The sequence below is a fragment of the Novipirellula caenicola genome (assembly GCF_039545035.1).
GTDB lineage: Bacteria > Planctomycetota > Planctomycetia > Pirellulales > Pirellulaceae > Novipirellula > Novipirellula caenicola.
Genome location: NZ_BAABRO010000022.1, coordinates 74,856 through 97,511, shown reverse-complemented (window position 1 = coordinate 97,511; position 22,656 = coordinate 74,856). Strand labels below are relative to the sequence as shown.

The 22,656-nt window shown below is 54.4% G+C and carries 15 protein-coding genes and 2 pseudogenes; 5 read left to right on the top strand and 12 right to left on the bottom strand.

Features of this window, described 5'->3' with window-relative positions:
• Positions 1 to 260 precede the first annotated feature (260 nt).
• The 6 genes from ABEA92_RS27315 to ABEA92_RS27290 all read right to left on the bottom strand — a co-directional run bounded on the left by ABEA92_RS27315 (position 261) and on the right by ABEA92_RS27290 (position 8,517).
• Entirely contained in the window at positions 261 to 1,745 is a 1,485-nt protein-coding gene (locus tag ABEA92_RS27315) for a sulfatase family protein (protein WP_345688311.1), read from the bottom strand.
• 235 nt (positions 1,746 to 1,980) lie between these two features.
• A complete protein-coding gene (locus ABEA92_RS27310) occupies positions 1,981 to 3,345 on the bottom strand; it encodes a DUF1552 domain-containing protein (RefSeq protein WP_345688317.1) in 1,365 nt (454 codons plus the stop codon).
• A gap of 5 nt (positions 3,346 to 3,350) precedes the next feature.
• Positions 3,351 to 3,803 (bottom strand): four helix bundle protein, encoded by a 453-nt coding sequence (locus tag ABEA92_RS27305; protein WP_345688309.1) that lies wholly within the window; start codon positions 3,801 to 3,803, stop codon positions 3,351 to 3,353.
• Positions 3,804 to 3,923: 120 nt separating this feature from the next.
• The gene (locus tag ABEA92_RS27300) at positions 3,924 to 6,617 is read right to left on the bottom strand and encodes a DUF1592 domain-containing protein (RefSeq protein WP_345688307.1); all 2,694 of its coding nucleotides are present in this window, start codon (positions 6,615 to 6,617) and stop codon (positions 3,924 to 3,926) included.
• Between the two features lie 6 nt (positions 6,618 to 6,623).
• A complete protein-coding gene (locus tag ABEA92_RS27295) occupies positions 6,624 to 8,018 on the bottom strand; it encodes a FecR domain-containing protein (protein ID WP_345688305.1) in 1,395 nt (464 codons plus the stop codon).
• Position 8,019: 1 nt separating this feature from the next.
• Positions 8,020 to 8,517 (bottom strand): sigma-70 family RNA polymerase sigma factor, encoded by a 498-nt coding sequence (locus ABEA92_RS27290; protein ID WP_345688303.1) that lies wholly within the window; start codon positions 8,515 to 8,517, stop codon positions 8,020 to 8,022.
• A 470-nt stretch (positions 8,518 to 8,987) separates the two neighbouring features.
• Between ABEA92_RS27290 and ABEA92_RS27285 the strand changes: the two genes are divergently transcribed.
• Both ABEA92_RS27285 and ABEA92_RS27280 read left to right on the top strand, forming a co-directional pair.
• Positions 8,988 to 10,286 (top strand): DUF1552 domain-containing protein, encoded by a 1,299-nt coding sequence (locus ABEA92_RS27285; protein WP_345688301.1) that lies wholly within the window; start codon positions 8,988 to 8,990, stop codon positions 10,284 to 10,286.
• Between the two features lie 348 nt (positions 10,287 to 10,634).
• The gene (locus ABEA92_RS27280) at positions 10,635 to 13,115 is read left to right on the top strand and encodes a DUF1592 domain-containing protein (protein ID WP_425572513.1); all 2,481 of its coding nucleotides are present in this window, start codon (positions 10,635 to 10,637) and stop codon (positions 13,113 to 13,115) included.
• A 222-nt stretch (positions 13,116 to 13,337) separates the two neighbouring features.
• On the opposite strand, the gene ABEA92_RS27275 is transcribed toward ABEA92_RS27280, so the two are convergent.
• Both ABEA92_RS27275 and ABEA92_RS27270 read right to left on the bottom strand, forming a co-directional pair.
• Positions 13,338 to 13,934, bottom strand: coding sequence for a tetratricopeptide repeat protein (locus tag ABEA92_RS27275; RefSeq protein WP_345688299.1), 597 nt, complete (start codon positions 13,932 to 13,934; stop codon positions 13,338 to 13,340).
• 125 nt (positions 13,935 to 14,059) lie between these two features.
• On the bottom strand, positions 14,060 to 14,422 hold the full coding sequence (locus ABEA92_RS27270; RefSeq protein ID WP_345688297.1) for a hypothetical protein: 363 nt from the start codon (positions 14,420 to 14,422) through the stop codon (positions 14,060 to 14,062).
• Positions 14,423 to 15,210: 788 nt separating this feature from the next.
• Between ABEA92_RS27270 and ABEA92_RS27265 the strand changes: the two genes are divergently transcribed.
• The 3 genes from ABEA92_RS27265 to ABEA92_RS27255 are packed head-to-tail and all read left to right on the top strand — an operon-like array spanning position 15,211 to position 17,613.
• Positions 15,211 to 15,492 carry a hypothetical protein gene (locus ABEA92_RS27265; protein WP_345688295.1) on the top strand — a complete coding sequence of 94 codons (282 nt, stop codon included), beginning with the start codon at positions 15,211 to 15,213 and terminating at the stop codon, positions 15,490 to 15,492.
• 8 nt (positions 15,493 to 15,500) lie between these two features.
• Positions 15,501 to 16,556 carry a sodium:proton antiporter NhaD gene (gene nhaD, locus ABEA92_RS27260; protein WP_345688293.1) on the top strand — a complete coding sequence of 352 codons (1,056 nt, stop codon included), beginning with the start codon at positions 15,501 to 15,503 and terminating at the stop codon, positions 16,554 to 16,556.
• Positions 16,557 to 16,611: 55 nt separating this feature from the next.
• On the top strand, positions 16,612 to 17,613 hold the full coding sequence (locus ABEA92_RS27255; RefSeq protein ID WP_345688291.1) for a calcium/sodium antiporter: 1,002 nt from the start codon (positions 16,612 to 16,614) through the stop codon (positions 17,611 to 17,613).
• 53 nt (positions 17,614 to 17,666) lie between these two features.
• Here the strand turns inward: ABEA92_RS27255 and ABEA92_RS27250 are convergent, their stop codons facing one another.
• The 4 genes and pseudogenes from ABEA92_RS27250 to ABEA92_RS27240 form a co-directional block, all read right to left on the bottom strand.
• Complete coding sequence (locus ABEA92_RS27250) at positions 17,667 to 19,046, bottom strand: MFS transporter (protein WP_345688289.1); 1,380 nt, start codon at positions 19,044 to 19,046, stop codon at positions 17,667 to 17,669.
• A gap of 215 nt (positions 19,047 to 19,261) precedes the next feature.
• Positions 19,262 to 20,527: pseudogene (locus ABEA92_RS31450) on the bottom strand (MMPL family transporter); the annotation flags it as partial.
• 84 nt (positions 20,528 to 20,611) lie between these two features.
• Positions 20,612 to 21,721 (bottom strand): annotated as a pseudogene (locus ABEA92_RS31445) (MMPL family transporter); the annotation flags it as partial.
• Positions 21,722 to 22,033: 312 nt separating this feature from the next.
• Positions 22,034 to 22,498: a hypothetical protein gene (locus ABEA92_RS27240; protein ID WP_345688285.1), complete on the bottom strand. Its 465-nt coding sequence runs from the start codon at positions 22,496 to 22,498 to the stop codon at positions 22,034 to 22,036.
• Positions 22,499 to 22,656: the final 158 nt, after the last annotated feature.

The window sequence follows — 22,656 nt, the reverse complement described above, 5'->3', positions numbered from 1 at the left end:
CGTCACGTCACCTAAACACAAATAATCCACAAGCCGATATTTAAGGCCTTGTCCATAAGAGCCATCGCTATCGGTCTGCCCGCACCCAGCAAATTACCGGATGCCGTTTTCGGAGCAGCGTAGCTACGAAGAAGTCGTTTGCCGACATAAAATGCTTCACCGCGTTGGCTCAAACGGCTAACTTACGCGAGGTGACGTCGTACCAATTCAGCAGTCTGCTTCGTCGGCGGAAAGGTCATTGCCGTTGGCTTCGTCTCGACTCAGCCTTCGTTGGATGTGAGTTCGCGTAACTGCAGTTCGATCTTGTTGTGAAGAAAACTTGCGTCTTGCTTTGACACATAATCCTGCAGCGCAGCCGCCAATTCTCGAACCACTTGCTTGTTTCCAGACGCGTCGATCGAGTTTCGCAGCTCGTCAGGATCCTGCTGCAGATCAAATAGCCAAGGACGTTCGGAAACCGACAAGACAAGTTTGAAGCGATCATTGATCACAGCGAACCACGAGGGCTTTAAACCCGATGATTGAAGGATCGCGACCTCATCCAGGTTTTGCTGGGCCTTTCCAGAAAACAATTCCGACGCATCGCGGCCTTCGACGGACTCGGGTGCTTGCTTACCAAGTAGTCCTAACAGGGTCGGCGCAAAGTCGACGGTTCCAAATGCTTGGTCGACACGGGTTCCCGGCGGGATGATTCCAGGGGCGGCGATCAGCATGGGGATTTTGGCACTTCCTTCGTAGGGATTTCCTTTGTTCAATCGGCCGTGTTCGTAACACAGGTCCCCATGATCCGAAGTAAAGACGATGACGGTGTTGCTGGTTAATTCAAGTTCGTCGAGCGTTTTTAAGATCTTGCCGACATTGTCATCAATGCAACGCACCATTCCGAAATAGAGTTGCATCAGCGAGGGATTGAATTTGAGTGTCGCATTCTTGCCGGTTGCCGCTGCCCAAGCGGGGTTATCACGGCTCATCGAAAATGACAATGGCGGCCGAATCACCATGTCAGCAAACATCGTGTCGTACGGTTCGCGGACGGTATTGGGTCCGTGGGGATCAGGAATACTTAGGTGGTAACAAAAAGGTTCATCGGCGTGTTTGCGGATGAAGTCGACGGCGCGATCGGCCAACCAATCGGTCGCAAAGGTTTGTTCGTCCGCGTCGTCGACATTGTAACTGGGGTTGCCCTTATCATCGCGTGCACCGACTTGCGGCCCGGAATCGGTCAGTTCCAAATTCTTCCAATGGCCGCGGTTGAACATAAATCGATTGTCGGCAAAACCGAATTGCCGCTTCGGTGCCCATTGCGGTTTACCGGGCCCATCGAGATGCCATTTGCCCGCATAGCCGGTCGCATACCCGTCACGCCGAAGCACTTCGGCAAACGTAACGATGTCGCTGCGATAAGGTTGGTCATTGGAGTGCGCACCGGTTTTGTGCGGTGGGATCCCCGAAAAGAATGCGGCACGCGACGGGGTACAAACGGGGCTGGTGGCGTAGAACGAGGTGCAGATGACGCCGCGTTCGGCGATCGAATCAATGGACGGTGTCTGGACCACGGCGTCGTCACCCCAGACGAACGCTTGTTCCGGCGGCAGCGTGTCTCGATAGGCACCGAGCGTTCGGAAATTGTGCTCGTCGGTCTGGATGATCAGCACGTTCGGAGGTGATTTTGCCGTGGACGTGTTGCAAAGGATTGCTGTGCAAACGAGCACCGCAAAGTGAATGGAACCGCGTGAAGTTCTCATGATGATTGCTGCGAGGGGGCGGGAAGAGGAGGAGAAATTCGAAAAGTTTATTGTAGTTGATTTACTGAGCCGTGACGCGTAAGCGGCCGGGTCCCGTGCATTACCCGGTGCCTTACGGCCCACGGCTCACCACCGAAGTGTGGATTTGGGAGGGCTGATGACAGGCTGGAAGCCAATTCCACACAGGGACGACGAAACTCTTGGCGAGTTTCGCTACGGGATCGTATCCCACATTTTAGGCGGTGAACAGCTCGTCGATTAGGCCGGTGGAATCGCCGAACGATGTGGCGTTGATTCCGGTGCCCCGCAGTGTACTGAGCCAGAGGTTACAGAGCGGTGTCTTCGGATCGCTCATCACGAGGTGGCGTCCTTGCTTGAACCCAGCACCGCCGCCCGCGATCAACGTGGGGCAATTTTTTAGCGTGTGCACCGAACTGAGGTTGGTTCCGATCGTTAACGCGACATGGTCAAACAGACTTGAGCCATCGGGTTCCTTCGACGCCTTGAGTTTATCGATGAACTCGGCAAGCAGTTTGGCGTGCGTTTTATCGCGAGTTTCCGAAACCGTTCGTCGTTCGCCTTCGGAATAGTGGCTCATGCTATGGGCACTCATTGTCGCGCCGAGACTTGCGATCATCGAATCGACGGGCATGCGATAGGTGAATACCCGTGTGGCATCGACTTGCATCGCGGCCACCATGATGTCGTACATCATGCGAATTTCCTCGACGCCTTCGAGTGATTCCTTGGGTTCTCGCACTTTGTCCTTGGGCGATTTCTTTTCGACGCCCAGCCAAGCTTCCTCTTTGGCCAGACGCACTTCGATCTCACGAACCGATTGCAAATATTCATCCAGTTTCTGTGAGTCGGTGCGATTGATTTTACGGCCGACCGACTTGGCATCCGCCAGCACGGTGTCCAGCACGCTGCGTTGTTCATTGAGCCGCTGTTGCCGCTCGGCTAGCGGTGTCGTGTCATTGGAGAACAGACGATGAAACGCCGCGACGGGTGTATCGAGTCCGGCGACCGGCTTGCCCGAGCGGTTCCAGGCGAGTGAGGAACCAGGGCCATGACCATCATTCGCGGCTCCTTTGGCGGCGAGTTGAATCGAGGTAAAGCGAGTCTTTTCGCCAAGCACTTCGGCGGCAACTTGGTCGACCGAAATGGTATTGTGAAAACTTTGCCCTGGAATCGCGTAACGGTTCGCACCGGTCAGCCAAAACGTGCTGCCAGAGTGCCCGTCGGCGGAATATTGATGCATCAGATTTTGGATGATCGTGATGTCTTTTTGATGCCGGGCGAGCGGTTTCAACACCGTCGGCAGCTCGTATTTCTCACCGACGGTGTTGACGTCGGGATACCAACGGTCGGCGGTCACGCCGAAGCCCATCCCGAGAAAAATCATCCGCTTTGGGGGCGTGGTTGACGTGGGCGTGGCGGCCGAGGCAAACCGGCGAAAGCCGAATGATTCAAGAAACGGCAACGTGACCAGCGTGCTGGCACTCCGAAGCACACCGCGTCGCGACAGCCGGGACGGAGCGACAGAAGGTTGGGGGATGGGGGAGAGAGTTTCAGAGTGCTTTTTATGGTTGGTTCGCATTTTCATTATTCGTTTTCCGTGTTAAGCGATTCGTGTGATTCGATGGTGTTGGGCTTTCGTTTTTCATCTGGTTTAAGACGCCAACTGTCTGGATTTTTGATCATGTTCACTAACATTCCGATGATCTTGTCGTATTCACAATAAAGTTCTCGCGCGACGTCGGCGTCGAGGTACTTGCACTCCACCGCAAATTGCAACCATGTTTGCGTTTCCGCCGCTTCCGCTTCGGAGTCAGACAATTTTGCAACAAACGCCGCCGGGTACCGACGCTTCCGCCAAGCTTCCGCGATGTTGGCGGCGACAGATCGTGAAGAGCGTCGACATTGGTCCGTCAGCGAATACCGCTCTTCCAAAGGGAATTTTCGGCTCAGTTCAAATAGCCGCATTGCTGATGCAAAACTGAATTTGTAGACATCGAGGTCCGTATGTTTGTGAATCGTTTTCTTTCGTTCTTCCATCGCCAAATCCCTCAATCCCTCAATCCCTCAATCCCTCAATCCCTCAATCCCTCAATCCCTCAATCCCTCAATCCCTCTGTCCCTCTGTCCCTCTGTCCCTCTGTCACATCGCCTCAGGCGTTACTTCGTTTTAAATGGTTTTGATTGGACCAACGCGTGAATGAAAACGCTTAACTCGTAGTCATTGGCCTTTGCATACTCGAGGATTTGGTTGGCAAGGTCCTGGTCGGTAAACCCGTAGGGGCGTCCGAGTCCGTATTCGATTAACGCTTCGGTTAATCCCATGGCAAAGTCGTCCTCGTGTTTTGCCACCGCGTCGCGTAATTCTTGATAATTTGCAAATTGCTCACCGCTGGGTAGGCGTCCGCTGCCGTCGATCTCGAATTCGACGGCCCGTTTCTTTTTGCGTTCGCCAACCATCACAGTTTCCACATCACGCCACATTCCGGAAGCATCGAAACTTTCCAGCGCAAAACCGATCGGATCGATCTTTTGGTGACACTGGGCACATTGTGGTTCTTCTTGATGTGCCTTGGTCAATTCGCGAGCCGACAAAACTTCGCCGGCCAGCCGACTGAGTTGTGGCACGTTCGGCGGTGCGGGTGGCGGTGGATCGTTTAGCAGATGACGAAGCACCCAAGCGCCTCGTTCGACGGGTGAGGATCGCAGCCCGTCAGATCCCATCGCGGCCACCGCCGCGGTGCCGAGCAATCCGCCGCGACGTGAATCCGCAGGAAGGTTGACTTTGCGGAATTCGTGGCCATCCACGTTTGGCACACCGTAGTAATCGGCCATGACATCATTGACGACGAGGAAATCGGATTTCAACAGCGTCCCGAGTGGCAATTTTTCGGCGAGCATGTGGTGTACGGTCGCAAAGATCTCTTCACGCGCATTGGCACGCACGGCGTTATCGAACGAAGGAAACTGGACACCGTCAAATTGGAACATGTCCAAACGTTCCATCTGCAACCATTGATGCACAAAGCCGCGAACAAAACGATCTGCACGCGGATCGGCCAGCAGTCGTTCTGTTTGCGCAAACAGAACACGAGGCTGCGAGAGTTGACCGCTGCGGGCCACCGACATCAGTTCCTGATCGGGCGACTCGCTCCACAAAAAATATGACAGCCGAACGGCAAGTTCAGCGTCGGTCAATTCGGGGGATCCATCGTTGCCTGTCGATTCGACCATATACAGGAAACTGGGCGAGGACAGGATGATTGAAAGCGGGCCGATCATTGCATCGGTCGACGTCATCCCTTTGGCACGATTGGTCTCGTATTGTTGAACCAAACGATTCAAATAGTCATCGCTGGGCGATTCGCCTCGGAAAGCACGCACGGCAAAGTCGTGAAGCACTTTCTTGGCGTAACGCTCATCGCTAAGGTCGCTCGGTTTTCCCGGCAAAATTCGTTTTCTCGCGGCGATGGTTGCCGCGCCGTTCGGATCCGGTTCAGATCCCACCAATTCAGCCCAATCGATCCAGACGCCGGGCGGTGTACCGATTCCATTGTTTTGTTGATCGATGGTCCATAGATTCTTGTCTCCGCGATCTTGGTGGCTACGTTGGTGCACCCAAATCTGCATTTTTTCGCCAGGCTGATGTTCGATCGGAAACGTGATCAATTCAGGTTCCTCGAGCGTCCCGGTGACCTTTCGCCATCCCAGATGTTTGCGACCACTGCCAAAACCAGACGAAAACTCGACGTATTGAAAGCGAGGATCGGCATCGGGGTACGCCGCAGCGCGAAGCCGGATCGTATAGTTGCCTGCATTCTCAGGCCCCAACGCAGGAAATTTGATTTTCGTGTAGCCCCCATCTTTGATCGTCAGGATCAACGTCGCGCCGGTTTTCGTTTCGGGACGCGCCAGATACTGTTCAAGTTGCGGAGCCCATTTCTTGCTGTTTTCAAGACTTTTCTTCGCGGCGTATTCGTCAAGGAAACCAAATTCCGATGCCGGTTTCTCTGACTGCGACTTCCACGCGGTTGCCCGTTTGATGTTGTCCTGCAGCGCCGCGAGCGCGTTAGCGTAGTGTGGGGTGTATTCCTCTTCGGGCTCGATGCGAACGGTTCGCGATTTCACTGTGCGAGGGTTTGCCAAAGCCAATTGCAGCGTCGCCTTGGCGGTGGCGAGATAGTTTTCCAGTTGGTCACTCGAGAAAAACAGTGACGCCCCGACGGTGTCAAACCCCGCGGTCGCTTGATCATCCGGCAGACTCGATACATCCGGACGTACCCCGAGCAGAGCTTCGATTGTGTTTTGGTACTCGCGTCGATTCAATCGCCGCATTGTGATCTCGCCACCGGTGTCGCTAAGCAATTTGCGAGCGACCACCATTCGCGTTGACAAGTCCTCGAGAAAATCGATCTTGGCTTTGTCCGAAATCGGCTCACTATCCTCAGGCGGCATTTCGCCAGAGTTGATTGCGTTCAGAATCTTTTGCCATCGTTCGGCGGTTTCGATATTGCGCGCGATGTCGAATGAGATGTCTTCGAGATTGACTCCGCCTTCTTCGGCTCCCGAGTCGTGGCAATCGTAACAGTACTGTTTAAAGACGGTGGCGTGTTTGGCGGGCATGACGGCGGGCGTTGCCGACGGTTCGGCGGCCGAGCTTACCGGTCCGTATGTGCAAGCGAACAAGATCGCAAACAGGGTACACGCGATGGTGCCCGTCGTTTGGTTTCGCTTGGCGCCTGGTTGCAAACTCTCCGGAATTTCGCGTTGGTCATTAGCCGCGAACCAGACGGCTTGCGCCGCACCGCTAAGAGAGCGTGAGCAATCGATACGAATAAAATCTAAAGACGACATACAGTTTTAATTCTTCTGCTGAGGTGAAAATTCGAGGATCGGCCCCGACGCTTCGGGATGCGAATCACTCGCGAAGGCGTGGACCAATCCAGGCCCCTCGCCATCAATTTGTCCGGTTAGTCGATCGATAATCAGCGTGACTGGCGAATCCGAATGTGTCTTTAGGAATTCCAGCAGCGTTTCATTTTCGATCCCGAAGCTGCCACGTTGCACGCTTCGTGGTATCTCGAACGTCCCCAACAGCACGCCGTCTTCGGGGCCCGGAGCGTCCTCCCAAAGACTTTCGATCACCCAATCGCTTTTCGCTTTGTTGGTGAGCCCATACACGGCAAATCGGTTGATCTTTGGCAATCGAGTCGCGAAACCGAGTCCGCTGGGAACAAGATTCAATCGCAACCGAGCCGTTTTCATCGCAGTAAAATCAACATCGCTGACATCAAAACCGCACAACGCGCGTTGATCCCAGGGCCCCGCAGCGCCTCGTTTGATCATCAGCAAATCGGGATGGTTTCGTTTTTTGCGTTTGTTGTTGCGAATCACCGACGTCGCACGACCCTCGGTTCCAATTCGCAGCACTTGATGCGTCGCCTCGAGCGTTTCCTCGGGTAGCTGGCCGTCGAAGCTTGTCAGTTGTTGATCCGAGATCGAAGCGGACTGTCGATCGGTTAGCCGCACGTTTTCACCGGTTGAAACAAGATGCACCGAAATCTCGCCTTTAATCACTTCAAAGGCCGATGGTTTCCCTTGGCCAGCGACTTTGACGGCGAATTCGGTTCCATGATCGACGACGTAACCATCGGGCGTTTCGAGAACGAAGCCGATCGCCGGCTTGGGCACGCTGACCACCGCCGCACCATCGAGCAGTCTGCCTCGCATTGGCGAGATCAAAACCAAATTTGCCGGCGCTTCGATCATCACCTCGGCACCCGAACGAAACTGGACCGTGGCGATTCCGGCCACCAATTTCATCAACCCTGGAGCCAACTCGGATCCAGGGGTGGTTGGCAGCGAACTTTCCCAGGCGGCATTCTCTGCCGACAGCAGCGTTGCGACCGTGGCGGAGTCCTCGGACTGTGGGAAAATCCAAGCGGGTGCAACGAAGAAAATCGCTAGTATCGATGCAGCGGTGACGAGCACGATCGATGGCAATCCATTTTTACCCGCAGACACCTTGCCCGCGCTCTCGGTCGTCGTTGTTCCTGCTGATTCACGTGCCGGATCGACCACGTCATCGATGGCCTGTTCAAACGCGACTTCACGAAGTCCCGTATCCATCGCGGCCGCAATCACAAACTCGCGGCGCAAATCGGAATCCGCTTCCAACAAACGATCCAGTTCGGCGGCTTCGGATTCGCTGACCTCGCCGATCAGGTAACGGTGAATTAATGATTTGGGATCCATCTCAGGACATCTCCGGTAAAAGTTGTCCGCGGATACACGACGCCAACTTTTGACGCAGCCTTCCTAGTAATTTGTAAAGTGCGTTGACGGACTTGCTGCCTTGTTCGGCGATCTGTTTCACGCGTCCATCCCCGGCGTAGGGAGCCAATAACAATTCGCGATGAGGCGGTGAGAATTGAGTCAAACACTGGGACAATGCGTTGCGGATTGCGACATACTGTTCCGCGTCCATCGCCTCGGCCTCGTCGGCAATCAATTCGAGGACCTGCTGGCTGAGCACGTGGCGATCCCGACGCAATTTGTCGACCGCTGAAAGACACTTGAACCGCACGATGACCTTGGCCCAAGGAAGGAAACCAGCCTCGTCATGCAGTTGCCCCAATTTTTCCCACATCGTCACACTGGCTTCTTGCAGAGTATCATCGACAAGGTGCCAATCGGGCAAAATCGAACGAGCGAACGCGCGTAAAGCTGGTTCATGCTTAATAAATAGCCGCATAAACTCGCCTTCAGGCAGTTTTCCCAGAGGGCCGCGATCATGTTCGTTTGGGGCTTCCATAATTTCCTATTCGACTCGGTAGTTGGACCTGCCGCATTCTCTGAAAAAGAAAATTGGAAACTTAAGGGCATCGTCACGGTCCAAATTGATTCTACCGCGGTTTAAAAAGCGTATAAATTGTTAAGTTGTCCGCCTCGTGCTACCGCCAAGCACCTTCAGTTCCAAACGCGGTGGACGATTTCCGAGTGGCTACCTTCGCCAAAAGCTGTTGATTCGCATTAGCGCGATGACAATCCACGCTCTGGCGAGCGTAGCCACGAAACGCAGATGTGGTAATTTCCAGCCTAAAATATTGTTCACGAGGTTCAGTAGAGCCCGGGGAAATCACAAACAGGAATCCGAACGAAACTTGAAGTTCTTACCACGAACCTGTCAGCACTCCCTCTGAATCCAGCCCCACCGAGCCTTCCATGAGTCACCTCGACCGTCGCCAACTTTTGCGTGCCGCAGGCGTTTCTGTCTGCCTGCCGCTATTTTCATCGCTGCGGGCCGGCGGGAACGAAACATCCGGGCAATCGTCAGGTCGGAAACCACGGATGGTTTGCATTGGCAACATGTTGGGGTTTCATCCCGAAGCCTACTGGCCCACCGCGGCAAACGCCAAATCCGACGAAGGATTGACCATCCATCGCGACTTCTCGCTCGGGCGATCGACCGCACCGCTGCGTGCCATCTCGGATCGGATGACGATGATTGCCGGATTGGACCACGATACCGCTGGCGGCCACTTTTCAGTCCATACGTTTTTGTCGGGCGTACGGCAGATCGATGCTAAAACGATGCCCGATGCCAACGTCACCATCGACCAATACGCGGCCGAAACGATCGCCGGCCAAACTCGGTTTCCTTCGCTGACCGTCGGCAGCGAAAGTGGCATCCATGGCGGCTGCCAACTGTCATGGACTCGCACCGGCACCCGAGTTCCGCCGATCACGGGGCCAGAACAACTATTTCAAATCCTGTTTGTAGGCAACAGCGAAAAAGACAAAGTCGCTGCCGCGGATCGATTCAAACTACAAGGTTCGATCTTGGATTTCGTTCGAAGCGATGCCAACCGCTTCGGGCGGACACTGAATCGACAGGACCGTGACAAGTTGGACGAGTATCTAACGTCGGTCCGTGATGTCGAGAAACGAATTGGGCTTCGTCGCAATTGGATCGACATCCCCAAGCCCGAGGCTCCGTTTGATCGCCCCAAGAATCGCAACATGGTCGAGGACCTGCCGCTGTTGTACGATTTGATCGCCTTGGCGCTGCAAACCGATTCGACGCGAATTGCGACGCTGGAGATAGGCGGTGACTTTAATCCACGCGACCTGGGCGTCGATGGTGACTATCACGCGTTGTCACATCACGGACAATTGACCGAGCGGATCGAGGCGTTGGTGAAATTGGAAACTTACCAAATCGAGCAATTCGTTCGCTTCATCGAAAAGTTGTCGGCAATGAATGAGGGTGAGCACAACTTACTGGACCAAACGTCCGTCTTATTCGGCAGCGGTATGGGAAACGCCAATTCACACAACAACGTGAATCTACCGGTGATTTTGGCGGGAGGCGGTTTTGAGCATGGCCGGTTGTTGGCGTTCGATAAGAACTCGTCACATCGCCCCCCGCTGACCAATCTGTTCGTTTCAATGCTGCAAAACTTTGGCGTCGAGACAGACCGTTTTTCCACCAGCACGGGAACGCTGCGAGGTTTAGCATGATGCGGAGGCACTGTCTAAATTTGCGCCGAAGTATCCGCAAAAATGCTTCTGCCGTAGTGGACGAGACGACGAGTCCAGCAGCAGGGTACTCGTTGCATCGTCCATTACCGAATGTGCCACTTAGCATTGTCGGAACAATCAGTGACGGGTTTTACCGTTGCGGAAATCGGCAACGGCTTGTTGTTTTATTCGTACGATGGACTTCCTAGTCCGTCGAATGCCCCATTGACGGACTAGAAAGTCCATCATGCCCCCCTTGCCGCAGGAAACATCATTAAATCAACAAGCCGTCAAGACGTTCGTTTTCCAGGCTGGTCGAAACTCCTGACGAGTTCCGCTACGTCAGTAATGACTTCGACGACGCGAATTTCTTTGTTGTTGTTGTTGGCGATGTCGTGCTGCGGGTGGTCTGGCAGTGCCCGGGCAGCGGATCCCGCGTTCGGATTCTTGGAAAACTACTGCATTGAATGCCACACGGTCGACGATCCGGGGGGCCAGCGTGAGTTTGAAACGCTCGACTTTGCCAACACGCACCTGGATACTCAGATTCAGTTACAAGAAATCATTGATCAATTGACGCTGGGCAGCATGCCGCCTGAGGATGCGGATCAACCGAGCGATTCGGAACGCGTCTCAGCGATCGAGCATTTGACGGGTGTGCTCGAGTCGATGCGTGCGGAAACCAGCAGCACTGGCGGGCAAACGGTGCTGCGGCGGTTGTCACGCCGCGAGTACCGCAATACGGTCGGTGACTTGCTCGCCATCGACATGAGTATGTTCGATCCGACGATCGAGTTTCCTGCGGACAACCTGTCTCAGCATTTTGATAACATCGGCGACACGTTGGTCACGTCGGGTCACTTGTTGGAAAAGTACCTGGACGCCGCCGACCGCTGTATCGAAAAAGCGTTGGCTTTGAGCGAACATCCCAAAACGCAAACGAGGAGCTTTCGGGATGATTTCGTTCAACAACCTGAACTGAACCGCGCCCACCGCTTGGCGTTCAACTACAGGCACTTGGTACTGTACGATCATCCGCTCAATGACAAGCCCGAAGGCGCATACGGACATCTGCATCGGTTTGCCGATGGTGTTCCCGTGGACGGGATGTACGAAGTGAAAGTGCTGGCCGAAGCGCTACACCGCGACACGCCTTACAACAAGCGGACGATCTTCATCGATTTGGACGAACCGTTTCGGATGGGCATTCGGCCTGGTGACACGTCACTTGGTGATATGGTTCATACGCAGCCGATCCAACCCAAGTTGGCCGAGACGGTGATCGACGACAATGAATTGAAGTGGTACACGTTCAGAATTCCGCTGGACCGTGGATTTGCTCCGCGTTTTACATTTGAAAACGGACAACATGATGTCCGCGGTGCGTACGCACGGGTGTTCCGCAATCATGTCGACACGCTGCCCGCCAGTGTCCGCGGCGGAAAGGGAATTGTCGCGCACCGAAACGCGGTGATCAAACATGGCCAATTGCCGCAAATCCGTATTCATGAAGTCCAGATCCGCGGCCCGTTGGATGTCCAGTGGCCGACGCAAAGCCAACAACGACTGATTGGAGGATCGAGTTTCGATCCAGAGAAAGCGTCCGAGCGGGTTCGCCAATTTGCATCGCGAGCCTATCGTCGCCCGGCAACTGCGGATGAGGTCGCGGGATTGATGACGGTGTATCAAAGTCGCGTCGCAAGTGGGCATACTCCGTTTCAAGCGTACATGGACACGCTGAAGGCGGCCTTGTGCTCGCCGGCGTTTCTGTATCTCAGCCCACCTCCGTCGGCCGAGTCGAGCAAGTTATCGCAGCACGGTTTGGCTGAGCGTTTATCGTACTTTCTGACGTCGTCGATGCCCGACGAACGTTTGCGACAACTGGCGGATGAAGGCCAATTGGATGATCCCGCCACCCTTCGCGAGGAAACGAAGCGGCTGCTCGGTAGTCGCGATTCGGATGCGTTCGTGGCGGACTTTTTAGATAGCTGGCTCAATTTGCGAGCTCTGGGCAGCATGCTGCCGGATCCCAAAGCGTCACGCGAGTATTACGCGGCCGGTTTGGAACCGGAGATGAAACAGGAGACTCAGCTGTTCCTACGCGATCTGATTGACCGTAACGCGTCGGTGTTGTTGTTCTTGAGCGGCAACTACTCGTTCGTTAATCGCGACTTGGCCAAGTTGTATGGGATCGAAGATCAAGTTCCGGTCGACGCGGCCGCTGATTTTCATCGTGTCGTATTCCGTGACCATCGGCGTGGCGGGTTGCTTGGACAAGCCAGCGTTTTGACAGTGTCGGCCAACGGTATCGAAACGTCACCCGTGATCCGCGGCGTGTGGTTACTGGAAAATGTCTTAGGGACGCCAACGCCGCCACCACCGGATGACGTACCGTCGTTGGATCCCGATGTTCGCGGTGCGAAATCAATACGCGACCAGTTGGATCGGCATAGCGAATCGGCGGCATGTAATCTTTGCCACCGGAAAATCGACCCGCTCGGTTTTGCCTTGGAAGGCTTTGATCCAATCGGTCGGGTTCGCCAGACCTACGATGCTCGCGGCAAGCAAAAGATCGATACGTCGGGTGTGTTGCCAGGCGGCGAAACGTTTGCAGGGCCCGCCGAATTACGCCAGCGGTTGCTAGAGCGAAAAGAGTTTTTCGTACGCACCGTGACCAACCGATTGCTCAGCCATGGGCTCGGTCGACGAATCGAACCGACGGATCGAGCGGCAGTCGATGCGATTCTTGATCAAGTCAAAGCGGATGACTATCCGATGGCCGATTTGATCACGGCGATTGTCACGAGCGATCTGTTTCAACAGCGTTAAGAACGGGCAGCAGTTTTCCGTCGTAGTGGACGAGGCAACGAGTCCTGCAGCGTAGGTCTCGTTGCATCGTTCGCGACCGGGTGTGCTGTAAGGGGACTCGTTGCCTCGTCCACTACCGGATTGTGCTGCACGGGACTCGTAGCCTCGTCCACTACGGATTGTGCTGTAAGGGACTCGTTGCCTCGTCCACTACGGGGGTGTCCACTACGGGATCATGTCGAGTTAGGCAGCGAGTTTAGGGGCGGTTCGCTTGGGTGGCTTGCCGTCACTTGGCAATTCGGCAGCGACTTTCGCGTGCGGAATCGTGAACGGAAACTCGCCTAGTTCGAAGTCAATTGGAACTTGCGTGTTCGCCGGTTCAATCCGATTCCACTTCCAATCCAAACGACGCCAAAACGAGAGCCCCTTGGCCCACTGCTGAATCGCTGCTTTCATGCGTACCGCGGGCAAACAATCGCGATCCTGCAAGTCTTGCAGAATATCGAGTGCTCCACTGGGCGAGCCATGCAGCAGGATCGCGGTCGCAAAATTCACTCGAAGTCCGTCGCTGGCATCCATTCGAATCACCGTGGTGCCCGGATTCAGCGCAAGTCTGCGAAACAGATTGACGGCAAGCGTATTTTGATTGCTCCGCATCAAGCAGACGCCAAGCGTTTCCATGATCAACGGCGATCGAGGCAGCTTTTGCAGCCGATCACTTGCTTCGGCGTACTTCCCAAGTTCGATCAATCGCAGGATCGGGGCTGGTAAAAGATCGCTAGAAAGGTTTTCTTGCGTCGTCGACTGCCGCTGGGAAACGGCATTAACAACGGTTTGCATGGAAGAGCGATTTATATTTTTTGACATTGTAGCACCTGGTGTTGGTCCCCAAAGGCAATCGAAGCCTGGGAACGTTAGAAAGGAAAGCAGATAAACAGCAAAGGATCAAACGCAGCGGGTTTGTCCTAAATCTGCAATCGAACCCCAAGTACCACCAGTGTCGGTGGAGCCGCGGATCGCCGTTCCGCGACGAATTCTTCAGTGAAGAAATCAGGCTCGTGCCAAACGTCCGTCGCCGACAACGACGCGATCGCTTTACCAGGCTTGATATCACCCCGATCTATCGCTTGTGATTTGACGTCACGCACGCTCGCCAACGGCGACATCACTCTTTCCGGCGACGACACCGCGGTTTCATGCTTCGACGTGTCTCCGTGGCTGCCGGCATTGATGGCCGGAGTGCCACAACTGAGGCAGAAGAAAACGAAACCGCAAAAGAACGAAAGCTCTCGGGAAAAGAAGCCAACACGGGGTCGGCGCGATTTCATTTGTTTAGACGTCCACGATTGTCGAGGGGGAGATATTTCGAAGTATTGCCACGGAAGGAAAATTGTCAAGTGATGTCCATTCGGGAATGTCTTTTGGTAACGACGTGATCTGCGATCCGTGTTCCCGAAGTTCCTGTCGTGCGATGATCCAATCGGACTTTCTCCGAAACATCCCTTGTCGATAAATAGGCGGATGCGATAATTGCAGCTTGTGATGTGCAAGGGTTCCTGGAGTTGTCTTACGTTCATGTCGTTCCACCGCCGCTACGCGTCTGCTGCTATCGCGGCCACTCTTTTATTTTGTACCCTTGTAAGCTGGGCGGCCTTCCTTCTTCAGTGCCGCGTCGATGTGAATCGCCATCGCGACGTGGCGTCCGCTAGTTCCGTCTTCGCTACGGTTCCTGACTTCGCCCCTATGGTGTCTTTGTCCCAGGCCTTGCAATCTGAACCAGAGTCGGCCAACACAAAGTTGGACAAGTTTTGGAGCGCCAATGGCCGTGCTTTCGCAAGTCGGCTTCGAAACGAAACTTGCCACGTCGTTGCCGTTAGGCTTCTTTTACGGAAGTCAAATACTTTATTAAGTCTCGGCACGTCACTGCGGCTTTAAAGCTACCGTTTCTCGCGACAGTCCACCGCCGGATATCAATCGATTCGGCGATCTTCGTCGGGCATACCGATCAATGTCTCCGTAATGGCAGCTCCGACAATCCGTTTGCCATGGTGCCAATCGAGGACGATGTAAATCCGCTTCGTCACCAGGCAATTGCATTCTTGGAAACCTCTTTCAAATGACCTACCTGATTCTCGCCATTTTCTTTCTCGGATATTTGGCGATCGCGTTAGAACACACGATGAAAATCAACAAGGCGGCTTCGGCGCTGTTGATCGGCGTCGTCTGCTGGGCCATCTACGTCGTCAATCTAGATCAGTTGCTGCCCAGCGGAGCGATTCCAAGTTGGTTTCTTGCCGAAGCCGCATCCGAAAGAATCGAGAACATCCACCAGACGTTTGCGATCGAATCCCAACACTTGCATTTGACTGGCGAGATCGCCAGCATCCTATTCTTTTGATGGGGGCGATGACCATTGTTGAATTGGTCGACGCTCACGAAGGGTTTGCGATCATCACGAATCGAATCCAAGGACGCAAAAAGAGCTCATTGTTGTGGGTCGTCGGCTTGCTCACCTTCTTTATGTCGTCGGTATTGGACAACTTGACGACCACGATTGTGATGGTCTCGCTGCTTCGCAAACTGATCCAAGATCGCGAGGACCGTTTGCGTTATGTCGGGTTGGTGGTGATTGCCGCCAATGCCGGTGGCGCGTGGACCGTCATCGGCGATGTGACGACCACGATGCTATGGATTAAACACAAAATCGGCACAGTCGAAGTAATGTCGGAACTATTTTTGGGCAGTCTCGTCTGCTTGTTGGTTCCGCTGATTGGATTGACGTTTTTAATGCGAGGCAATTTGGGCGAGCGACCGAGCGAAGACAAAGCGATTGAAATCGACATCCGTCCCTGGCATCAATGGTTGTTTCTCATTCTCGGCTTGATCGGATTGATCAGCGTTCCCGTGTTTAAAGCGACCACACACCTGCCACCCTACATGGGCATGATGCTCAGTCTTGCGGTGCTGTGGATCGTATCGGAGCTTGTCAGTCACACGATGGATGAAACGACGCGATCAAGCACCGGAGTGTTGGCAGCGCTCCGCCGCGTGGACATGTCCAGTATCCTGTTTTTCCTGGGCATCTTGTTGGCCGTTGGATCGCTTGGTGCGATGGGGATTTTGGAAAATGCCGCTCGTTGGCTGGATGAGACGCTCCCCAACCGAGAAGTCGTCGCGGTCGCAATCGGATTGGTGTCGGCAGTTGTCGACAATGTTCCGCTGGTCGCCGCCGGCATCGAAATGTACTCGATGCCGATCAACGACGATTTCTGGATGCTGCTAGCTTACTGCGCCGGCACCGGCGGAAGTTGTTTGATCATCGGGTCGGCCGCAGGCGTCGCGGCGATGGGGCTCGAGCACATTGACTTTGTTTGGTATCTGAAGAAGGTGGCCCCTTTGGCCGTCACAGGTTACATCGCCGGAGTGTTCGTCATCCTGCTGCAACGTCTGATTTTGCATTAGCAAATGCGTTTGGCAGAAGTTTTTGTTGAGCTTTCTTTTTTTTAGGATCCGTCAAATGAGCGATATGGTGTTGGCGTGGTTAAAGATCGGTGGAGGTTTGCTGTTGTTGGTCGGCGGTGGTGAATCGTTGGTCCGAGGTGCTTCGCGACTAGCCCGCTACATGCAAATTTCGCCGCTGGTCATTGGGTTGACTGTCGTTGCCTTTGGCACCAGTGCCCCCGAGCTTGCCGTGTCGGTCCAAGCCGCCTTGGCTGGGAATGCGGACATTGCGCTCGGGAACGTTGTCGGAAGCAACATTTTCAATGTGCTCTTCATTCTGGGCGTGTCGGCACTGATCGTACCGCTGGTCGTTTCCAGTCAACTGATCCGCTGGGACGTGCCGGTGATGATCGCGGCATCGCTGTTGCTGATCGTGTTTGGATGGGACGGGGCGATTGTCCGTTGGGAAGGCATCGTACTGTTCGCTGGGATTATCGCTTACACCTACTGGTGTATTCGCCAAAGCCGCCAAGAGAGTCGTGCGGTTGTCGAAGAATTTCAACAGGAATGGCCAACCGAAAATGAAGCTGGAGTGAAGTCAGCCAGTACTTTGTGGGGCAATTTTGGATGGATCGGCGGCGGTTTGGTATTGCTTGGGCTTGGCTCCACCTTCTTGATCAGTGGTGCGGTCAAAGTTGCCGCCAGTTTAGGCGTGAGTGAACTTGTCATTGGGCTGACCATTGTCGCGGCGGGAACGTCCTTGCCCGAAGTAGTGACATCGATCACCGCCGCAATTCGCGGTGAACGCGATATCGCGGTTGGGAATGTGGTGGGAAGTAACATCTTTAACATTCTGTGCGTACTGGGTTTGTCCAGCGTGATCGGGCCGACGGGGATAACCGTTAGCGACTCGGCTCTTGCCTTAGACATTCCGGTCATGATTGCCGTTGCGTGTGCCTGTCTGCCGATATTCTTCACCGGGCGAGTGATTTCTCGCTGGGAAGGCGGCGTCTTCCTTTTTCTATACATCGCCTATACCACGTACTTAATCTTCAACGCGACCACAGTGGCGGTGTAGCAGCAAACGGAACGGAGATGTTGCCTTGTAGTTGCTGGGTTGCAAGGTTTGCCTTACACGTCTTCGGGCAGCGGCTGATCCTTGGTCTCGGGCAGGAAGGCAACCGCGAGGATCCCCAACAGAAAGATCACGCTCATATAGCTGGCCGCGTCTCGCAGGGCATCGATCCGCTGATCGGCCACCGCATCCTTCGGCACCAAAAACCATTGTAGATACCCCAGCGTGACGGGACCGCTGGCGGCCAAAAAGCGTCCCACGTTGTAGCAGAAACTGGTTCCCGTGCTGCGTAACCGAGTGGGAAACAGTTCAGGCAAATAGATCGCAAAAAGCGCAAACAGACCCAATTGGCAAAACCCCATCAGTCCGCTTTTCCAAATGTCGTTGACGCCGTTGAAGGTTTGGAAGTAGGCGATCGTCGTTAGCATTGCAGCTAAGTATCCGATCACGAAGGCAGGCCTGCGTCCAATCTTTTGCGTCAACCAAGTAAAGAACAGCATCCCAGAGAAGGATCCGAGGTTCTGAACAATCATATTGACCGAGATCCAATAGCTTCGGGCTCCAGCGATTTCGCTTTCGGAAGTTCCTGCTTGGCGAAGCGAATTTCCGATGACATCGCCGACCAATTCGGGACTAAAGAAACCAATGCCCCATAGGCCGATTACACCGGCGACGCACAACATCATTCCGAATAGTGAGTGCTTTCGCCATCGCGGATCGCTTAACATCGATGCATAGGATCCGAATCGCACCCCAGTTGCCTTGCCCGCCTGTCGCGCTGCAACCCATTTCTCAGGTTCTTTCAATCGCATTTGAATGAACACGCACAGGAGTGCGGGAATCGAACCGACCAAGAAAATCACCTTCCAGCTGTTTTCGGGCGAAATGTTTCCGGCAACGACCATTTTGCCAATCACGATGCCGATGATGGCAGCAGTCACGTTGCCAACGGCCGACAGGGCTTGCAGCGTGCCAAGTGCTGCCGTCCGTGCCGAGGGGGGAACGGTATCGGCAACCAAGGCGACGGCCAAACCAAATACACCGCCGACGCCCAGTCCCGTCAGAAAGCGGAACATCGCAAAATCGATCCAGCCGGTTGATAACGCCGACAATCCGGTGCATACCGAATACATCAGCACGCTAATCGTCAACGTCCGAGCTCGACCAATCTGATCGCCAAGGGATCCAAAGATCAAACCGCCCGTCGCCCATCCAATCACAAATATCGATGTGGCATAACCACCGTAAAGTTTAATGTCCGTCTGGCCAGTGCCCGGCGGCATCAGCGACGTGATCGCATCGTTGCGAGCAATCAAGAATAGTTGTTGATCCAAACAATCGAACAACCAAGCCAGCGACGCGACGACGAAAACAAACCATTGATAGCGATCAAGTTGTCTCCACCAAGGCATCGTCGACAAAGTGGGATTGGACATGGTTTTCCTTGTAGTTCAATGTTTTTGTAATGAGGAAATTTTTGGATGAGAAATGATTCGAGTGCTTGAGCACGCGCTACGCAGCAACGCGTTACTTAACATCAGGTGCGGTCAATGCGTTGTATTTACGTTGTCACAGTGGTGACGTTGGACGTCCTAGCGGAGTCGGGATGCGGCAACGACTTTTGCAACGTCGTGCCCTTGGTTTTTTGAGACGGCTTGAAAACTCGCCCTAAGGGTCCTGCCAATAGAGCCGGTAACAACAACAGCTCGGCAATCGCTCCGGCAAAAAGAATCACAAGCATCAGATAACCAAACTGCTTGGTCGGCGAAAAGGTACTGACCATGAACACCGACAAACCGAGACCGTTGATCAGCGTGGCCTGCAATGTGGGGGTCGCGCAGTGATGATAGGCACTGCGAATCGCATTCAGACGATCGCCATCTCGATTCAAACTGACACGGAACCAGGTCAAGTAATGAATCGTGTCATCGACAGCCACCCCGAGCGCGATACTCGCCGCCATCATCGATCCGATTTCCACAGGCTGCCCAAGCCAACTGATCCCGCCAAAGACGACCAGCACCGGAAGCACGTTGGGGAGCATTGCGACCATGCCCGCGAAGAAGCCTCGCGAAACGAGCATCAATAGCGGAGTGATCGTCAGAAACGACCAAACGGTACTACTGATCAAACTGCGAAGCAGCGCCGTTTGTGCTTTATATACAATCGGCACAACGCCCGTGTACACGGTTGTAATCGCAGGCCGATCGGAACGGGCCGAGACTTGGTTCACCTGGTGAATCGATCCGCCCGCGTTTGCATGCTTGGCTGCGGACTGAGTGATCACCGGATCCACCAACGCTTTGAGCGACTGCGTAAACTGACCGTAGTCAACGTCTTCAAACGCAGCCACGCGAAGACTGATTCGCCAAAGCTCGCGGTTCGAATCTTTGTCAAACGTCATATAGCCGCTGTTGGAAAGGGAATCGTAGGCCTGCTCCAACTTTCGGTTCATCAGTTTTCGTTGAACAAACGACCCCATACTGCGGTCTTGACGCGGGAGCGGTGGAACAAACATCAGCGCCGACATCGTGGGGCCGATCACGTTGCTGCCGTGAGGGCCAAACTTATGCTCAATGGTTCGCTGTGTGGCCGCAACGATGTTCATGCGTTCAAGCAGCGTCCATCCCGCTTTGTCATCTGGTCCATTTGATTTCGATTCGCCCGTTTGGGCAATCGATTCCGAATCAAAGCCCAACACAATCTCCACTGGAACCAGGGGACCAATGTTTGCCTCGATCCAGCGATAGTCCTTCAGAATCCTGGCTTCCTTACCGAACAGTTTCATCAAGTCAATCGAGGTGCGGTAGTAACGCAGCCCGCTGACGAGCCCCACGATCAACACGATAAATGTGATCGTGACCAACGCGTGGTGCCGTACGATTACATCACAGAGCCCATCCCAAAACCGCTGCATCGCGCCATCGGAGGCTGGCACCGTGGCTTCACGAGATTTCGACTTTCCTTTGGTTCGAATCGAGGCGACGGGCAGCTTGTCAGGCCACATGTACAGCGCCGCGGGTAAGAACAAAAACAGCACAATCAACATCTCCATCACGCCAATTGCTGAGTAGAAGCCAAACTTTTGGATCGGAGTCAGCTCGCTCGCACACAGAGACAACAGACCAAAGGCGGTTGTCAGCGAGCACAACACGGCCGGTTTCCAGCCCATCGCGATCGCCTTGCCCGGCGCCGCGTTCGGCCCCACGTCGCTGATTGAATCGCGGTAGTAATTGATCAAGTGAACCGCGCCCGAGATTCCGAGCACGTAAACGAGCGCAGGCATCGAAAGCACGATCGCGTCGGTGTTGGTGCCCGCGATCCACAACGAGGCAAGTCCCGCAGCCGCACTCAGTATGCCGCAACTAAAAACAATACACGTCAAGCGAATGCTGCGTAGCGACCACCACGAGAGCGTTAGACCAAGCAAACCGGAAAGTCCGGCAAGCCGGATCAGCGTTCGTTCGCCCTCTTCGTCAATCGCCACGTTGTCGACCGGAGGGCCGCCAAGTCGTGCTTGATCTGCGTCGATCTCGCAGCTTTCTAACGCGGTGAACAAGACGCCGGCTGGATGCTGAAATCCGAGCGGTCCGACGACCGGTCGGGCTAACACCTGACGCAGGTTCGGCAGGGCTGCGTCGGACAACGTAATGAGCAAACACGTCTGTTGACGGTCTGGACCTAGAAACGAACCGACCAATCGCTGCTTTGCGATGTCAAAGGGAATCCCCGCCGCCGAATCGGATAAATATTCGAGCAGGCGAGGTCCTGTGTAGATGGATTTGAAGTAATGGGCGTAAGGTCTCGCACCTTGTTTTCCGCCGACCGGTGAATCCGAGATCAATAAATTGGCGAGTTGATCGATTCGAGGGTCTGCTGGTACGCTGCCGTCTTCGCGGATCGATCCTTCGATCTTGCAGCCATCCCAAGTGAGCACCACGAACTGGTCACTCGCAAAATGCTGGCGGTACCAATCCAGCTCCTCCGTCTCACGAAAGGTGGCCGGCAACCAATCGCCCACTTGGTTGTTGTTGCTCTGAACCGCGCGTGCGGCGGCATAAAACAAGAACGGCGTTGCCAGGAAAAAACAGAGTAAAATCCCAAACGACATTCGGCCGAACCAGGTCTTGGTCGGTGGCATCGAACGTTTCAATGAACGTGATTTGGGATGCTTGAATTTAGGATGCAGCGAGTTAGAACGCGGGGATTTAGGATGCGGGGATCGACTCATGGTAGTTTTTGCTGTGACCAGCGCGCTGCGCGTTTATCCTCGGAATGCCCGATGGGCCCAGAGGACAATCGCAGTCGCTGCGGATCAAGTCGTGCTCGAGAAAGGTTGCAGATAGAAAAAAGAAGTGACACACCGATGCGTTGATTCAAACAATCTGTCTGAACCAAGCCGTCGATCGGACCGGTGTGAACACTAGACCTGCAATCGAATACACAGCGCAAGAAGAGAGGCTGGCGATTGACGCAGTCGCAACGTCTGGGCAACCGTCCAGCGTGGCAGCAGTCGCAATTGCGACAAACCAGCAACGTCCAATAGGCGTTCGTCATATGACGCGGAAGGCTGCGAAAGCCAAACCGTGGTCAGCGGCAGCGACGTCGTTAGGGCAAACATCGTCTCGAACGATGGAATACCAAGGTGCGACTTGGATTCGGTGTCAATTTGGGAAACTGACGCTTGAGTTGCAGAAACGCAATCGAATCCAAAGACTTCCGTCGGTAGCAACTCAAATGGAATCCCATCAACGGCAATGGGCGTTGGCATCTTTGCGATTTCGGCCGGTCGGTCGGCCTGGTTCGATAGCGACTTGGTATCCGTCGTTTTTGCAGGTAACGACAGCAGTGCGATCGACGCAAGTAACAGAAATCGCCAAAGTTTCATGAACGAAGAGAGCCCGTCAGCTCCACAACACACAGAGATTGCAAGATTTGAATCTTTCGAAGCGTCTCGATCCAACCAAGTTGAGTCAGTGCGCCGATCGAAGTGGCAAGTCAGAAATGAAAGCACACTTGCCCTATTCTATCGTCACGTTTCCGCCG

Coding starts and splice junctions, on each gene's coding strand:
- ABEA92_RS27315 (WP_345688311.1), bottom strand. CDS start 1,745: ATGAGAACTTCACGCGGTTCCATTCACTTTGCGGTGCTCGTTTGCACA.
- ABEA92_RS27310 (WP_345688317.1), bottom strand. CDS start 3,345: ATGCGAACCAACCATAAAAAGCACTCTGAAACTCTCTCCCCCATCCCC.
- ABEA92_RS27305 (WP_345688309.1), bottom strand. CDS start 3,803: ATGGAAGAACGAAAGAAAACGATTCACAAACATACGGACCTCGATGTC.
- ABEA92_RS27300 (WP_345688307.1), bottom strand. CDS start 6,617: ATGTCGTCTTTAGATTTTATTCGTATCGATTGCTCACGCTCTCTTAGC.
- ABEA92_RS27295 (WP_345688305.1), bottom strand. CDS start 8,018: ATGGATCCCAAATCATTAATTCACCGTTACCTGATCGGCGAGGTCAGC.
- ABEA92_RS27290 (WP_345688303.1), bottom strand. CDS start 8,517: ATGCGGCTATTTATTAAGCATGAACCAGCTTTACGCGCGTTCGCTCGT.
- ABEA92_RS27285 (WP_345688301.1), top strand. CDS start 8,988: ATGAGTCACCTCGACCGTCGCCAACTTTTGCGTGCCGCAGGCGTTTCT.
- ABEA92_RS27280 (WP_425572513.1), top strand. CDS start 10,635: ATGACTTCGACGACGCGAATTTCTTTGTTGTTGTTGTTGGCGATGTCG.
- ABEA92_RS27275 (WP_345688299.1), bottom strand. CDS start 13,934: ATGCAAACCGTTGTTAATGCCGTTTCCCAGCGGCAGTCGACGACGCAA.
- ABEA92_RS27270 (WP_345688297.1), bottom strand. CDS start 14,422: ATGAAATCGCGCCGACCCCGTGTTGGCTTCTTTTCCCGAGAGCTTTCG.
- ABEA92_RS27265 (WP_345688295.1), top strand. CDS start 15,211: ATGACCTACCTGATTCTCGCCATTTTCTTTCTCGGATATTTGGCGATC.
- nhaD (WP_345688293.1), top strand. CDS start 15,501: ATGACCATTGTTGAATTGGTCGACGCTCACGAAGGGTTTGCGATCATC.
- ABEA92_RS27255 (WP_345688291.1), top strand. CDS start 16,612: ATGAGCGATATGGTGTTGGCGTGGTTAAAGATCGGTGGAGGTTTGCTG.
- ABEA92_RS27250 (WP_345688289.1), bottom strand. CDS start 19,046: ATGTCCAATCCCACTTTGTCGACGATGCCTTGGTGGAGACAACTTGAT.
- ABEA92_RS27240 (WP_345688285.1), bottom strand. CDS start 22,498: ATGAAACTTTGGCGATTTCTGTTACTTGCGTCGATCGCACTGCTGTCG.